At 39.4% G+C, this 13,824-nt stretch carries 15 protein-coding genes; 7 read left to right on the forward strand and 8 right to left on the reverse strand.

The features are described 5' to 3' along the window. Positions 1 to 613 precede the first annotated feature (613 nt). Together ACQY1X_RS05125 and ACQY1X_RS05130 are read right to left on the reverse strand one after the other, a co-directional pair. The gene (locus tag ACQY1X_RS05125; protein ID WP_002734645.1) at positions 614 to 1,033 is read right to left on the reverse strand and encodes a hypothetical protein; all 420 of its coding nucleotides are present in this window, start codon (positions 1,031 to 1,033) and stop codon (positions 614 to 616) included. Between the two features lie 57 nt (positions 1,034 to 1,090). Next, entirely contained in the window at positions 1,091 to 2,905 is a 1,815-nt protein-coding gene (locus ACQY1X_RS05130) for an ABC transporter ATP-binding protein (RefSeq protein WP_430014104.1), read from the reverse strand. Between the two features lie 137 nt (positions 2,906 to 3,042). On the opposite strand from ACQY1X_RS05130, the gene ACQY1X_RS05135 reads away from it, so the two are divergent. Beyond that, the gene (locus ACQY1X_RS05135; RefSeq protein WP_069474877.1) at positions 3,043 to 4,086 is read left to right on the forward strand and encodes an IS630 family transposase; all 1,044 of its coding nucleotides are present in this window, start codon (positions 3,043 to 3,045) and stop codon (positions 4,084 to 4,086) included. Positions 4,087 to 4,289: 203 nt separating this feature from the next. Here the strand turns inward: ACQY1X_RS05135 and ACQY1X_RS05140 are convergent, their stop codons facing one another. From ACQY1X_RS05140 to lepA, 4 genes are read right to left on the reverse strand one after another with little or no spacing between them, the layout of a single operon-like run. After that, positions 4,290 to 4,973, reverse strand: a complete 684-nt coding sequence (locus tag ACQY1X_RS05140; protein ID WP_430014105.1) for a hypothetical protein — start codon at positions 4,971 to 4,973, stop codon at positions 4,290 to 4,292. Positions 4,974 to 4,976: 3 nt separating this feature from the next. Beyond that, on the reverse strand, positions 4,977 to 5,948 hold the full coding sequence (locus tag ACQY1X_RS05145; RefSeq protein ID WP_430015452.1) for an AAA family ATPase: 972 nt from the start codon (positions 5,946 to 5,948) through the stop codon (positions 4,977 to 4,979). Further along, positions 5,932 to 6,156, reverse strand: coding sequence for a hypothetical protein (locus tag ACQY1X_RS05150; RefSeq protein WP_430015453.1), 225 nt, complete (start codon positions 6,154 to 6,156; stop codon positions 5,932 to 5,934). Before ACQY1X_RS05150 ends, ACQY1X_RS05145 begins: the two co-directional genes overlap by 17 nt. A 55-nt stretch (positions 6,157 to 6,211) precedes the next feature. Beyond that, positions 6,212 to 8,023, reverse strand: a complete 1,812-nt coding sequence (gene lepA / locus ACQY1X_RS05155; RefSeq protein WP_002762209.1) for a translation elongation factor 4 — start codon at positions 8,021 to 8,023, stop codon at positions 6,212 to 6,214. Between the two features lie 333 nt (positions 8,024 to 8,356). On the opposite strand from lepA, the gene ACQY1X_RS05160 reads away from it, so the two are divergent. The 3 genes from ACQY1X_RS05160 to ACQY1X_RS05170 all read left to right on the forward strand — a co-directional run bounded on the left by ACQY1X_RS05160 (position 8,357) and on the right by ACQY1X_RS05170 (position 12,028). Next, complete coding sequence (locus tag ACQY1X_RS05160) at positions 8,357 to 8,587, forward strand: type II toxin-antitoxin system CcdA family antitoxin (RefSeq protein WP_002732463.1); 231 nt, start codon at positions 8,357 to 8,359, stop codon at positions 8,585 to 8,587. Between the two features lie 226 nt (positions 8,588 to 8,813). Next, positions 8,814 to 9,134, forward strand: a complete 321-nt coding sequence (locus ACQY1X_RS05165; RefSeq protein WP_430015454.1) for a hypothetical protein — start codon at positions 8,814 to 8,816, stop codon at positions 9,132 to 9,134. After that, positions 9,131 to 12,028 carry a CHAT domain-containing protein gene (locus ACQY1X_RS05170; protein ID WP_430015455.1) on the forward strand — a complete coding sequence of 966 codons (2,898 nt, stop codon included), beginning with the start codon at positions 9,131 to 9,133 and terminating at the stop codon, positions 12,026 to 12,028. The genes ACQY1X_RS05165 and ACQY1X_RS05170 overlap by 4 nt, the downstream gene beginning before the upstream one ends. Positions 12,029 to 12,281: 253 nt before the next feature. Here the strand turns inward: ACQY1X_RS05170 and ACQY1X_RS05175 are convergent, their stop codons facing one another. Next, positions 12,282 to 12,572: a type II toxin-antitoxin system RelE/ParE family toxin gene (locus ACQY1X_RS05175; protein WP_430015456.1), complete on the reverse strand. Its 291-nt coding sequence runs from the start codon at positions 12,570 to 12,572 to the stop codon at positions 12,282 to 12,284. Next, positions 12,569 to 12,757, reverse strand: coding sequence for a hypothetical protein (locus tag ACQY1X_RS05180; protein ID WP_002762197.1), 189 nt, complete (start codon positions 12,755 to 12,757; stop codon positions 12,569 to 12,571). The genes ACQY1X_RS05175 and ACQY1X_RS05180 overlap by 4 nt, the downstream gene beginning before the upstream one ends. Positions 12,758 to 13,038: 281 nt before the next feature. Between ACQY1X_RS05180 and ACQY1X_RS05185 the strand changes: the two genes are divergently transcribed. Genes ACQY1X_RS05185 through ACQY1X_RS05195 form a run of 3 tightly spaced genes read left to right on the forward strand, consistent with a single transcriptional unit; the run spans position 13,039 to position 13,739 of the window. After that, positions 13,039 to 13,287, forward strand: coding sequence for a DUF433 domain-containing protein (locus ACQY1X_RS05185; RefSeq protein ID WP_002762195.1), 249 nt, complete (start codon positions 13,039 to 13,041; stop codon positions 13,285 to 13,287). Positions 13,288 to 13,332: 45 nt separating this feature from the next. Then, positions 13,333 to 13,557: a type II toxin-antitoxin system HicB family antitoxin gene (locus ACQY1X_RS05190; protein ID WP_002734968.1), complete on the forward strand. Its 225-nt coding sequence runs from the start codon at positions 13,333 to 13,335 to the stop codon at positions 13,555 to 13,557. Continuing rightward, entirely contained in the window at positions 13,554 to 13,739 is a 186-nt protein-coding gene (locus ACQY1X_RS05195; protein WP_002735013.1) for a type II toxin-antitoxin system HicA family toxin, read from the forward strand. The genes ACQY1X_RS05190 and ACQY1X_RS05195 overlap by 4 nt, the downstream gene beginning before the upstream one ends. The last annotated feature ends 85 nt before the right edge of the window (positions 13,740 to 13,824 follow it).

The raw sequence follows: 13,824 nt of genomic DNA on the forward strand, positions 1-13,824 counted from the left end.
CTGATTCGTTATCAAACAAAGCAAAATCAAAAAACAAAGCTGGTATTATAAACTATAAGCCAACGAACTGATTTTTCCAACAGCAACTGATAGTAACAAAAAAAGTAGGATTTTAATTGGTGTAACTTTTACGCCAATTAGGTTTTATTTTGTCCAAAGTTTAATAACATTTAGTTCGTAGAAATATTAAGACAACCAAGAACAGTTTCCAGATAGTGATTATTCCAACCAGCAGTAAGTCGCTTGTTCTCAATGCCTACCCTGGCAGTCTTTTCTTGGGACAATAAATTTACGCCAATATGACGTATGACAGCTATATTTTCATAAATAAGAACCGAATTTAGGACAACAAGATGTTGAAGTTTATTAATTTTTTGTCAGAAGAAAATGTTCTGAATCTCCATCATAATTTAACCAAAGTTTAATTATACAAGAGAAGATATTGATAAAAATAGCAATCATAAAAAGCAAATCTTTAACATTTATCAAGCAATTATTTTTATTAGTAAATATTCTACACAACTCAGGCTAGATAAGCAAGAGAGCTACGCCACTACTACCGAATCACTACCCGACAAAACTTGAAACTGTGACTAATAGCCACTGTTTAATTCTAGGGATTACCTGAAAAAAATACTTTCCAACCAGCAGTAGCGATCGCACTTGCCAAAAGAATAATTAATGTCCAAACCTGATTTTTTTGGGTTCCTTCCACTGATTTTAGGCGATTATCGATGCCCTCAACCTTTTCAGTTAACTTTGCCTGTCCCACCTCTAGCTTATTTAATCGTTCGTCGAGTTTGTCAAATTTTTGGTTAAAATCTTTTTGGAGACTTTCAAATTTTTGGTTAAAATCTTTTTGGAGACTTTCAAATTTTTGGTTAAAATCTTTTTGGAGACTTTCAAATTTTTGGTCAACATCTTTTTGGAAACTGTCAAATTTTTGGTTAACATCTTTTTGGAGATTGTCAATTTTCCCCTCAATCCTTGTCAAAACAGCTTCTAGGGAATAGGTAACGGTTTCGTTAGACATAGTATCAACTCCCATTAGATATATTTTCTCGGTCCGCTATCGGAGACTATTTTAAGACTAAACCAGTTCACCGCTTTCTTGCAAAGAGTGGAGACGTTGATAGATTCCCTGCTGATTTAATAATTGATCATGGCTACCGATCTCGACAATACGACCATTATCCAAGACGACAATTTGATCCGCTTCTCGAACGGTACTGAGACGGTGGGCGATAATAATTGTGGTGCGAGTGCCTAAAATGGATTTCATGGCTAGTTGAATGGCTCTTTCTGACTCATAATCTAAGCTAGAAGTGGCCTCATCAAAAACTAACACATCTGGATCGACAATTAAAGCTCTAGCAATTCCTAAACGCTGTCTTTGTCCCCCCGAAAGACGCACGCCCCTTTCCCCTACAATAGTGGAATAACCATTAGGTAATTCATGAATAAATTCATCGACACGGGCAATTTTACAGGCTTCTGCTACCTTCTCGAAGCTAATATTAGGATTACCGTAGGTGAGATTTTCTAACACCGTACCATTAAACACATCTACTTCTTGATGGACAATCGCTAACCGTCGCCGATACCAAGTCACATCTAAGCGACGAATATCCTCGCCATCCATCATAATTTGCCCTTGATTCGGTTCAAAATAGCGGAAAAGTAACTTAACTAAAGTGGATTTTCCTGAACCCGATTTTCCGACTAATGCCACGGTTTGATAGGGTTCAATCAGCAGATTAATATCCTTGAGAATGGTTCTTTCTGGACTATAGCCAAAGCTAAGATTACTTAATTCTACTTTCCCCGTAAAATGATAGGGATTATGTTGGGCATGATCGGCTAAAAGACTACCGGCATCAGTGCCACTGGGTAAGTTGATAAATTCGTTTAGACGTGCCATAGAAGCATAGCGACGGGCAAAAGTTTCTGCCATTTGGGATAGGGGATCTAATTCCGCATAGGCCATACTAGCGAGGGTATAGGTGGTGATAAAATGCCCGATCGAGATTTTCTGTTGAACGGTGGCTAGGAGAGTAAAGAAAAATACTCCAAATAAACTAGCTTGGACGAGGGTTTTTTCCCAAGTAATTAAGTCCACATAACCCTTATGAATGCGATAGATAACGTAGGTAAATTCTCTCTCTAAACGCTGTTTCTGACGATATAATTCCTGTCCTTCTGTAGCAAAAGCTTTGACAGTTTTGATATTAGTAATAATCTCAGAATTGCGACTTTGGGTATTTTCAATGTGCCGATCAAGAATTCTTTCTTTTTGCATTAAATCTTTTAAATCTCTCACAATAAAAGCTAGAATTAATACAAAAAAAATAACAAAAGCGAGGGCGATCTGCCATTGAATTACCCAAATAACAATAAAGATACCCAAAACTCTAAACAGTTTTGGGATCATCATTCCCGCCACTTCGGGATAAGTCCAAGTATGACTTTCTATCCCTTTGGCGATCCGGTTAGCGATGCGTCCCGGATTATTTTCATCGTAAAAAGATAGAGGTAAGGTGAGAATTTTGGCAATAATTTTTTTGAGATGATCTCGTCGCGCTCTTAAGGATATTTCCCAGTGAAACCATGCACCCAGCCAAGGCTGAATTGGTGCTTTAATTACTGTAGTTAGGAAAATTAAGCCTAATAATACCGCCAAACTAACCCACTTTTCTGAGGCAAAGGGAGTTAAAATCATGGTGCGATCGACCAAAGATTGTACGAATCCATCTAAAGGTTGATCGGAAAGAACATTAAGAATCTGTCCGACAGCGTAGGGAACCATCAGATCGATAATTTCAAAGACACTGGAGGCAGCAATGCTCAAAAAGGCGGCTTTTTGATAATTGCGATAGTAACTGAGAATATCGCGTAAGGAAGCCATAACATCAAGTAAATTGCCAATTTTTAACTTCTATCTGATAACTGCTATACTTTGCACGGTTATAACTTGCATTTTTTACTCAAAGACAATAATATAGTTCAAGAGTCATAATTAGAAGCAAAGCACTCATTAAAAACATGATTAACCTAGAATTCACGGAAGAAGAAAAGAACTCACTGTATTATGAAAGATTTCATCATCCTCATCCCCGGGTTCAACTGAAGATGGAAGTTCTCTGGTTAAAAAGCCAAAAGATACCGCACAAAAAAATTTGTCAGTTAGCAGGAATCTCGCCAAATACCTTATTAACCTATCTTCGAGATTATCAAGAGGGCGGAATAGAAAAATTAAAAGAAATCAACTTCTATCGCCCTAAAAGTGAATTAGAGTCTCAAAGAGAAACACTCAAAAAATATTTCGAGAAAAATCCACCAGCCACAATAAATGAAGCTGTATATAGAATAGAAGAATTGACAGGGATAAAACGAAGTCCTACCCAAGTGAGGAAATTCTTAAAATCCTTGGGAATGAAATGTTTAAAAATAGGTTCTCTTCCTTCTAAAGCTGACCCAGATGAACAAGAAGACTACAAAGAAAAAAAGCTAGAACCCAGACTAAATGAGGCTAAAGAAGGAAAAAGGGCTGTTTTTTTTGTTGATGCCGCTCACTTCGTCATGGGAGCATTTCTCGGTTTTGTTTGGTGTTTTGAGAGACTTTTTGTTAAGTCACCGAGCGGGCGTAAACGCTTCAATGTTTTAGGAGCATTAAATGCAATAACTCATGAAGTTATTCTAGTTACTAATGACACTTATATTACGGCAACTCAAGTCTGTGAACTTCTTGAAAAAATAGCTGCTTTAGGACTAATGATTCCCATCACTCTAGTCTTAGATAATGCCCGCTATCAGAAATGTAAAATTGTTGAAGAATTGGCTCTTTCTTTGTCAATAGAGCTACTCTATCTGCCGTCTTATTCGCCTAATCTAAATTTAATTGAAAGGCTGTGGAAATTTGTCAAAAAGAAATGTTTACATGGTAAATATTATGAAAACTTTTCTGACTTTTCTTCAGCCATTTATGAATGTCTGAATGATGCCCATCTGAAACATAAAAAAGAACTGGATTCCTTGCTGACTCTACGATTTCAGAAGTTTAATAAATCTCAGATTATGAACGTCTAAAGTATAACTGAAAAGACTAAAGGCACTTTTGGGATTGTTTTTCTGGAGTTACCATTATACTACAATACTACAAAAATCTGCCGACCTAGAAATTTATAGGACAAAAGCCTTGTCATAGTCTTGTATTCTCAATCAGCTATTAGTCAGGAGACGATGCCAGATCAGCTTATATTTCATCCTTGGCAAAAGCACCACATATCAATTTATCGGAAATTTTGGCGAATATTATCACAAAAATTAATAAATTTCTGAAAGGTTTTTAATTGTTCAGTTTTATCGATACGCTTTTTTAATTGATTAAGATAGTATTGTTCTTGAGCTACCCCAGGGAGTTTTTTAGAATAAGACAAACCTTTAGCTTTAAAAATAGACTTTAGATAAGCAAAATGAAAATCGGCATGATTTCTGCAATTAAATCTACCCATTAGTTCGGGATCATTTTCGTAAACATCATAGTGTTGAACATAATCAGCTAAAAGTCCCTGTAAAGGTTGTTTAGGATTAAATATTGTGCGATTGCCTAATAGCCATGTTTCAAGACAGCGATTTTGAATAATGATCACGATTTCAAGTTGTGCGGGGATAGTAATATTTTTGGTGATAAAGTCATTAACATATTGTTCTCTTTCTTCGACAGTATCCTCATCAGCATCGAGACAGATGACTAGATAGTTATATTTGGATACTTCTTGAATTTTATCGATGGCGTTAGGAATTCCATCATTAAGTATCGAGGGGTAGCCATTACTACTAATCAGAAAGTAATTGTTGTGATTGACTTGATCGTAAAAATCAACTCGCTTAAATTCGGGGATAAGATAAGTTAACCAGGCAGTATAAAGCTTTTTTTCGGTACTTCTTCCTTCAACTAAAAAATAAATATTCATCGATTAACTAATTCCTTGGGGAAATTCTTCTAGGACATTGATAAGATCAATAAAGGCTTTTTGTCGAGTTTTAGAAATATGAAAATCAGCCGCATTGTGTACCTGAATTACTCCTCCTTTACGAGTGACTATTTTCCAATAGGCAGGACTGATATTATTAATTATATAGGGATGATGACTGGTAATAATAAACTGTAAATCTCGATAATTAACTAATAAATCTTCTGTTAAAGTGTCCAAACAGTTAACTCCCAAACTATTTTCAAATTCATCGATTAATATAACACTGCCATCAGGAGATAATTCGATCGTTGCTAAGAACATCAGGCTTTTTATCATTCCAGAGGAGATATTTGGGTCTAAAATCCAAACATTAGAGTTTTTTTCTTTTATTTGTATGCGAGGTAGCTCTTCAAGTAAACCAATTCTAGTTAATGAAACAATCAGATCACCTAGTTTCAATGGTTCTAAAAATTCTATTTTTAAATCTTCAACTTGAGGGAAAATATCTAAAAACTTTCTCTTTATTATCTCGAACGTATCAGGATATTTTTGATATGTGATCAGTAGTTTGTCAGAAATAGGAAGTTGACTCGATTGTAATTCAGAGAGAGAGTTATATTTGGCATATTCGTCGTTTTCCAAGATTTTATCAACTGCTGAATATGAGATATTAAACTTAAGTGGATTGAAAATCATTTTGTTAAATTCCTGTCGAACAGGGAAAACATCTTCTTCTTGATTGAAAAGCTCTATACAGCTTAAATAAGATGGTAGTTTTGGTGTCTTTGAATGTTTAAACTCAATTACCTCTTGATTTCTTTTGATCAAAACCTCTTGATCTTTTAAAAGAGTTTCACTAATTATACTAACCCTATTTTCGCCGTCATTACTATTGACTTCATCTTCTTCAATCTTGATGAGAGAACGAGCTTTTCTAACCTCAAATTCACCCAACCTAATGATAACGAACATGATCATTGGTTAAAAGTTCTACATCCCATTTTACTCCATTTATAGACTCACCGTTAGCGATTCTTTTTAAATTACTAATAGCCTTTAAAATCGAGGTTTTTCCTGCACCTGAGATACCAACTAATAAATTCAAATCTGGAAAAAATTTGCAAGAATCTATACTTAATCCAGAGGATAAATCTTGATAGGATAATCTCAAAAGTTTCATAATAATTCCCCACTGCTAAAACTAAAAAGGGTGAGTTAATTCTCACCCCAAGATTTTACTGAGGATCGAGTTTTAGGACTGCCATAAATGCCTCTTGCGGGACATCAACAGTTCCGATCGCTTTCATCCGTTTTTTCCCTTTTGCTTGCTTGTCTAACAGCTTTTTCTTGCGGCTAATATCACCACCATAACACTTAGCTAAGACATCCTTTCTTAAAGCGGGAATATGTTCACTAGCGATAATTTTAGAACCAATAGCTGCTTGAATGGGAACCTTGAATTGATGCCGGGGAATCAATTCTTTTAACTTTTCGGTTAACGCACGACCAACATAATAAGCTTTATCCCGGTGAACGATCATCGCTAAAGCATCAACGGGATCACCATTGACCATAATATCTAATTTAACTAGCTCATTTTCCCGATAGCCAATTAATTGATATTCCATACTAGCGTAACCGCGCGATCGAGATTTTAATTGATCAAAAAAGTCCGTCACCACTTCCGCTAAAGGTAACTCATAAATCAAAGCGGTGCGAGTTTTAGTAAAATAACGCATATCCTTGAAAACTCCCCGACGACTTTGACATAATTCCATCAAAGCACCTACATAGGTTTCCGGAGTAATCATTTCCACTTGGATATAAGGTTCCTCAATTTTTTCCCGTTTTTGTGGGGAAGGTAACAAACTGGGATTATCCACTTCGACAATTTCCCCATCGGTAGTAGTTACCTGATAAACTACCGAGGGAGCAGTGGTAATTAAATCTAAGTTATATTCCCTTTCTAGTCTTTCCTGGACGATTTCCATGTGTAGCAGTCCCAAGAAACCGCAACGGAAACCAAAACCCATGGCGCTAGAAGTTTCCGGTTCGTAGGATAGAGCTGCATCGTTTAATTTTAACTTTTCCAGGGCATCTTTGAGATCGGCATACTGATCAGCATCGGTGGGGAATAATCCGCAGAAAACCATCGGTTTTGCTTCTGTATAACCGGGTAAAGGCTCTTGTGCTGGTTTAGCGGTTAGAGTAATCGTATCACCCACCCGGGCATCAGCAACAGTTTTAATCGCGGCTGCCAGATAACCCACTTCTCCCGCGTGCAGTTCATTTACCTGTACCTGTTGCGGTGATAAAATTCCCAATTCATCGATCACAAATTCTTTACCGGAAGCCATAAAACGAATTTTATCGCCCTTTTTCACCCGACCATCCATAACGCGGAAATAGACAATTACCCCTCGATAAGCGTCGTAATAACTATCAAAAATTAAAGCTCGGAAGGGTTCTTCGAGGGTATCTTGGGGAGGGGGAACTAATTGGACGATCGACTCTAGAATATCATTAATACCGATCCCAGCCTTAGCCGAAGCCCGAATCGCCTCACTACAGTCTAAACCCACCACTTCCTCGATTTCCGCTGCGACCCGTTCCGGTTCGGCACTGGGTAGGTCAATTTTATTTAAAACTGGGATAATTTCGAGGTTATTTTCCAGTGCTAGGTAAACATTGGCTAAAGTTTGCGCCTCCACGCCTTGGGACGCATCCACAACTAATAAAGCTCCCTCGCACGCCGCTAAAGACCGAGAAACCTCGTAGGAAAAATCCACATGGCCGGGGGTATCAATCAGATTAAGAACGTATTTTTGACCATCCTTAGCGGTATAATCCATCCGTGCCGCCTGTAACTTGATGGTGATACCTCGTTCCCGTTCCAAGTCCATATTATCGAGAAATTGTTCTTTCATCTCCCGTTGGGCTACGGTTCCCGTAATTTGCAGGAGGCGATCGGCGAGAGTTGATTTACCATGATCGATATGAGCGATGATGGAAAAATTGCGAATGCGAGAAACGGGAACGTCAGTCATCGTGGTTCACTGTTGGCAAAAGTCAGGGGTTTATAAAATTTTAGATTCCTTAATTCATTGTAGAGGTAAAGTCTCTAAGGCTGGAGCAAAAGCGAAAAGTAAAAGGTAAAAAAAGCTAAACTGCAAGTATAGTCAGGGTTTTGGCCTTGGCTTCCCCTCTCGGCATCCACAGGAAACTATGGTCAGTTTGAGTATGGGGACAAAATCAGGCAAAGGGCAATGGCTAAGGAAAGGCTCTATGATTTGTCCAAATCGGATTACTATAGATAAACTCTTGGATGAGAATCCTCGACTGACGGGTAGAATGATAGATAGCAATCATTAATAGAGCTTATGAACGACAATGCTACACCGACTCAGCGCACGGCGGAGAAAGTTGAAATCGCTATTCACCTTGACTCGGAAGTTTTAGACCAGATTAAACACCTGACTAACGATCCTAGTCGCATTATCGAAACAGCGATTAAACAGTGGCTAAGAGGAGAGAAACAACCGGATGAGGACTTAACCCGTCATCTTCGACGCAATCCCCCCGTACCACCCAAAGGGGAATGGAATGACTAAGATTTTTCAGTCTCTAATAGGTTATTTCCCGACGGAGAGACTGAAATATTTTCTTAGGTCAAGCATTGATGGTAATTGAGATTTTTTCCCCAACTAAGCTGGTCATACTAGATTCGTTGAGTATAGGCTACATATCAGGACAGGCAAAGGGGGGAATAGATAATCAGTTTTTAATAAACGGATTTAGGATCATTTTGCTTGGGTACTGACAGGAGGAACAAAACTGATGCAGATAGAAATTCAAGGAGCCGATGCTATCAAAGTTGCTCAGGATATCCTAGAGATGGAAGGGGTGCAAGGCAGCTACGAAGTTATCTCCGAAGAGGAGAAAGAGGGAACCCTTGCTACCATCGCCACCATCATCGGCATTATTAGCGGAACAATCACCATCGCTGAGAAATTTTACCAATTAAAGCGAAAAATTGACTCTCCTGAAACCCCGAAAATCGAACGGGTGTTAATTGTCAGCAAAAACGGCGATCGCCTGCTGCTCAAAGATGCTACCCTAGAGCAACTACAAAAACTCTTGGAACAAGAAAAATCATGAAGATACTGCATATTGACCTTCAGGAGAGGGGTAGCAATAGGGTTGAGTTCCGATTTTTCTGGGATAACCCCAACCAGACTCGTACCTACACAAGATGCTTGAGTGAAATAGACAACCTAAGTAAAAAGGCCGACACCGATTACTATACCCGTTTACCGAAAGACCACGCCAAAACAGGAAAAGGTTTGTACCGATGGTTAGATGGTACGGAGCGCATCCTCCAGAACGAATTAGATAGCCACCGGGGAGAGAAAATAGTTCTAGCTATCAGCACCAGCAAAGGATTAGTCCATCTACCCTGGGAACTTCTACACGATGGTCAGGGTTTTCTGGTGTCTAAGTATCCCGCTATTGTTCCCCTGCGGTGGATGAAAACCGGTAATGAAAGGCTGTTAACTGTGGACAACAACCCGCAGGATCGAGCCTTAAATGTAGTTTTCATGGCAAGTTCTGCTAAGGGTGTAACGCCTATACTAGACTTTGAGGCAGAAGAAGGGAAGATCCTCAAAGCAACTAGAGGAAAACCCCTATCTTTAACCGTTGAAGAGAGCGGCTGTATTCAAGAATTAGGCGAATTGATAGCCAGTAAAGATAGAGGATATTTCGATGTTATCCACTTGAGCGGACACGCTACCATCAAGGAGCGGAAACCCTATTTTATTACTGAGACAGAATACGGAGATAGGCAAGATACCAGCGCCGAAGATATTGCCAGAGAATTACAGTTTAATTTACCCAAGCTGTTGTTTTTATCAGGGTGTCGGACAGGCTACTCCGATGGTGATGAGATCCTTTCGATGGCCGAGAAGTTATTAGAAAATGGGGCTACAGCTGTTTTGGGGTGGGGTCAACCCGTCAGGGATAACGAAGCTGCTGACACGGCGGCCATCCTCTACGAAAAGCTTTCCCAAGGCTTTACTTTAAGCGAGTCGTTAGCTTTTGCCTATCAGAAGTTATTGGAAAATCAGGCGAGGGATTGGCATTGTTTACGCCTCTATGTCCGGGAAAGTATCCCAGAAGCTTTGGTAAAGAGAGGACAGAAAAAACCTTTACCTCCCGTATCCGTTGTTGACCAATTTGTGGACTCAGAAACGAAATATTTGCGGGTAGCCACACGGGAAACTTTTATCGGTCGCCGCCGTGATCTTCAGGATTGCTTGCAAGTGCTGAAAAAACCCTTTGATAATTCTAAAGCAATTCATAAGGCTGGGGTTTTCCTGCAAGGTGGGGGTGGTAACGGGAAAAGTACCCTCGCCGCTCGTCTGTGCGATCGCCTTCCAGACTATACTAAGCTTGTCTGGTGGCAACAAATTGATCAAACTAGCTTGGTTAATACCCTAGCTAAAAAATTAGACCGTCCACAACGTCAAATCCTTCTGGATTCTAATGAGGATTTAGACTATCGCTTAAAGAATGTTTTTGGTGTTTTTGGTCAGTTAAACCAGCCTCTTTTGCTTATTCTTGATGATTTCGAGTTTAACTTAGAATGCCCTTCAGCCAGCGATGACTATATCCTTAAAGCAGGGGTAGCCCCCCTATTACAAGCTCTAGTTTGGGCGATACAGGAAACTAATTACTATCATCGCCTGATTATTACCTCGCGCTATACCTTCAAATCCCCTCTATTAGAGGAATTTTATCATCTGGAGTCTTTGCCTTCTTTCAAATACAAAGAGTCCGATTTAGAAAAGAAATTGCGGCGGTTAGAGCATTTTAGTTCGGGTAAGATTGATAAAAGCTATATAGAAAGAGCTTTAAATCTTGCTGATGGCAACCCCCGTCTGTTGGAATGGCTCAATAATGAGGTTTTAAGTTCAGGGGATATAGATGCTAAATTGCAGTCATTTGAGAATGGATCTGATGTTACTTGGCGCGATAAAATAGTCTGGCGGTTAGAAGAAAAACCGCAACTATTGACGGATGAAGCTCTTGAAAAAGTGGTCAGTAATTGCCTAATCTATGAAATTCCTGTCCCTTTGGCTGCTTTAGAAGCGGTTTGTCAATCGGTTCCCAACTATCAGAAAAAATTACAACAAGCACAAGATAAAGGTTTGATCGAGGTAATCCACAATGACGACAGAGAAACCCTCTACCGCGCCTCCCACATCAAACATATTAACCCCCATATCGAGCTTCCCAAAGATGCAAGTAAGCTTTCTGATTTAGAGAAAACGGCAGCCAAGGTTTTAACCGAACTTTGGGGGAATAAAGAGAACGAAAACGAGGAAAGATGGCGCGAGATTTTCCGTCTAGCTTTTGCAGAGACAGAAAACCCAGATCGTTTCCGAGAACAATTCGATAAGATGATCTCGGTACAATATAACCGAGAAGCTGATCGCGCCTACGAAAAAGAACTGAGAAAACAGAGGGAACATCTCATAGCAAACCAAGAACAAATCTATCAAAAGTTAGAGGAGTACCTAGAGCAACAGGATTGGAAAAAATCCGACTACGAAACCGCTTTCATTATGTACCAGTGGATGGTTATAGAAAATTATGATGACTTCTATGATCTTTTTAGTCAGGTATCCCTAGAGGTAATCAATGAGATTGACCGTCTCTGGATGGACTACAGCGCAGGAAAATTTGGTATCAAGGGACAGGCGAAAATTTACCGTGATCTTGAGGGTACGAAATCCTATAATGAGGAAGTGTGGAATAGTTTTGGCGATCTCATTGGTTGGACAGCAGGAGGCAAATGGTTGGCGGTCAATGAAGTAGCATATCATGCTACAAATGAGTCGCTAGCTTTTACTTTCCCCATACTTATATACAACCACGGTCTTGAGGGTGACGGCGGGCGTTTACATGGGGTGCATGGGTTTGGGTTGGGTATTGCCAAGGTGGGTATATTTAGAGTCTCTTCTCTCGCGTCAAGACTTAAAGGACTGTAGCATATAGGGTTACAAGATTTTGTGAACAATTATTAACAGGTAATTTTCCACGAAGCCATGCGGGTTGTGGCTTTTGGATACCTGTCACCGAGGGGTTAACCACCGCTCCGATTTTTTTGTAGTATGGTTCCTACTAGAAAGTTATGGGTGAGAAAATCTTTGTGTTCTTTGTGCCTTTGTGGTTCTTTCTTGCGCTTTTTGGTAATCTTCACTGCTGCCATTAATTTACTCCCCCAATGGTCTTGGATTATCGTTAATCTTGTGGATTTTCAATGTTTCGGGCAGCATGAAGTACCGCAATAACATCGATTTGGTCAGGCTTGATATAATAAATTATGCGATAAGAACCCTCGATAACTTCTCGGATCTGCTCAGTTTCAAACTCCGGAACAAGACGACCCGAAAAGGGAAAATTAGCAATCTGTTCTGAGCGTCTAGTCAATCTTTCCACCAGTCTTTGAGCATATTGAGGGGAGTTTTGTGATATGTAGTTGTAGATGGATGATAAATGATTAACGGCGGTTTCTGTCCAGAAAACTTTCATGGCTCTAGCTTGAACTTAGTGCGTACTTCTGCCACAGAAATAACCTTTTCCGCCTCACTATCGGCTAATCCTGCTTCAATTGCCTGTCTCACATAAATCTCATACATCAAATCATCCCATGTAGAATTATCCGGCAATTTATCGATTAAATTTCTGGCTTTTTGTTTAATGTTTTTTATTTCCATGATGGTTTCCAAAATGACTCCTGACAGTTTACATTATAGCAAGATAGGCTCCTAGAGATGGTGTATTCTAAAACCACCGCTAACGCTCAGAATATCCAAAAAGGCTTTTCCCTCTCGATGTCCTCAACGAAACCTCAACCCGTGATTGGTGTTAGTTGGTGGATAAATGCTGTATATTTACTCTCGTCGCCGCTTAATTCACACGCAGCAGCGCAGAAACTTGCTCAACATTCATTGCTGTATGTAACAATACAGGAGGAGTTTATCTCAGGAGTTCCACGGTGATTAGAGAGCTAGACCGTATTACTGTTAATCCACAAATATGTCTTGGACAGCCAACGATTCGAGGAATGCGTATCACTGTAGGATTTGTTTTGAAACTGTTGGCTAGTCAGTTATCTATTCAGGAAATCTTAGAGGCTTATCCAGAGTTGGAGGAGGAAGATATTCGCCAGGCTCTTAATTATGCAGCTTGGGCTGTATCCGATTATATCGTTAGCTTCACTTCAGCAGCCGTAACGCACCGCTAACTTTAATGATGGTGGGTGATATAATTTAAAATTCTGAGGTAAATCATGCAACTAAAACTAACAAAAATATTCCAGAAAGTTCCCGAAGGCTATATTGGTTTTGTCGAAGAATTGCCAGGAGCTAATACTCAAGGAGAGACTCTAGAAGAAACTAGAAGTAATTTAGAAGAAGCAATTGAGCTAGTTTTAGAAGCTAATCGTATATTAGCTGAAGAGCAACTGCAAGGACAAGAAGTGATTCGAGAGTCTGTTACTTTCTGGGCTGCATGAAACGTATAAACTTAATTCGTCATTTAGAAGCTTATGGCTGTGAATTCTTAAGAGAGGGCGGCAATCATACGATTTATGTAAATCGTGTCAATCAGAAATCTTCAGCCATTCCGCGCCATCGTGAAATCAATGAATTCTTGACGCGGAAAATTTGTCGAGATTTACAAATACCAGAACCATGAGTGCGACTCCTGTTAAGCTGCTGTAGAGTGTAGGGTGCGTGTTTGCGACTACTAATTTGGATAATAAAATAAAACTAACAATCCG

This window comes from Microcystis protocystis FBCC-A270, assembly GCF_050500235.1.
Lineage (GTDB): Bacteria > Cyanobacteriota > Cyanobacteriia > Cyanobacteriales > Microcystaceae > Microcystis > Microcystis ichthyoblabe_A.

Coding starts and splice junctions, on each gene's coding strand:
- ACQY1X_RS05125 (WP_002734645.1), bottom strand. CDS start 1,033: ATGTCTAACGAAACCGTTACCTATTCCCTAGAAGCTGTTTTGACAAGG.
- ACQY1X_RS05130 (WP_430014104.1), bottom strand. CDS start 2,905: ATGGCTTCCTTACGCGATATTCTCAGTTACTATCGCAATTATCAAAAA.
- ACQY1X_RS05135 (WP_069474877.1), top strand. CDS start 3,043: ATGATTAACCTAGAATTCACGGAAGAAGAAAAGAACTCACTGTATTAT.
- ACQY1X_RS05140 (WP_430014105.1), bottom strand. CDS start 4,973: ATGAATATTTATTTTTTAGTTGAAGGAAGAAGTACCGAAAAAAAGCTT.
- ACQY1X_RS05145 (WP_430015452.1), bottom strand. CDS start 5,948: ATGTTCGTTATCATTAGGTTGGGTGAATTTGAGGTTAGAAAAGCTCGT.
- ACQY1X_RS05150 (WP_430015453.1), bottom strand. CDS start 6,156: ATGAAACTTTTGAGATTATCCTATCAAGATTTATCCTCTGGATTAAGT.
- lepA (WP_002762209.1), bottom strand. CDS start 8,023: ATGACTGACGTTCCCGTTTCTCGCATTCGCAATTTTTCCATCATCGCT.
- ACQY1X_RS05160 (WP_002732463.1), top strand. CDS start 8,357: ATGAACGACAATGCTACACCGACTCAGCGCACGGCGGAGAAAGTTGAA.
- ACQY1X_RS05165 (WP_430015454.1), top strand. CDS start 8,814: ATGCAGATAGAAATTCAAGGAGCCGATGCTATCAAAGTTGCTCAGGAT.
- ACQY1X_RS05170 (WP_430015455.1), top strand. CDS start 9,131: ATGAAGATACTGCATATTGACCTTCAGGAGAGGGGTAGCAATAGGGTT.
- ACQY1X_RS05175 (WP_430015456.1), bottom strand. CDS start 12,572: ATGAAAGTTTTCTGGACAGAAACCGCCGTTAATCATTTATCATCCATC.
- ACQY1X_RS05180 (WP_002762197.1), bottom strand. CDS start 12,757: ATGGAAATAAAAAACATTAAACAAAAAGCCAGAAATTTAATCGATAAA.
- ACQY1X_RS05190 (WP_002734968.1), top strand. CDS start 13,333: ATGCAACTAAAACTAACAAAAATATTCCAGAAAGTTCCCGAAGGCTAT.
- ACQY1X_RS05195 (WP_002735013.1), top strand. CDS start 13,554: ATGAAACGTATAAACTTAATTCGTCATTTAGAAGCTTATGGCTGTGAA.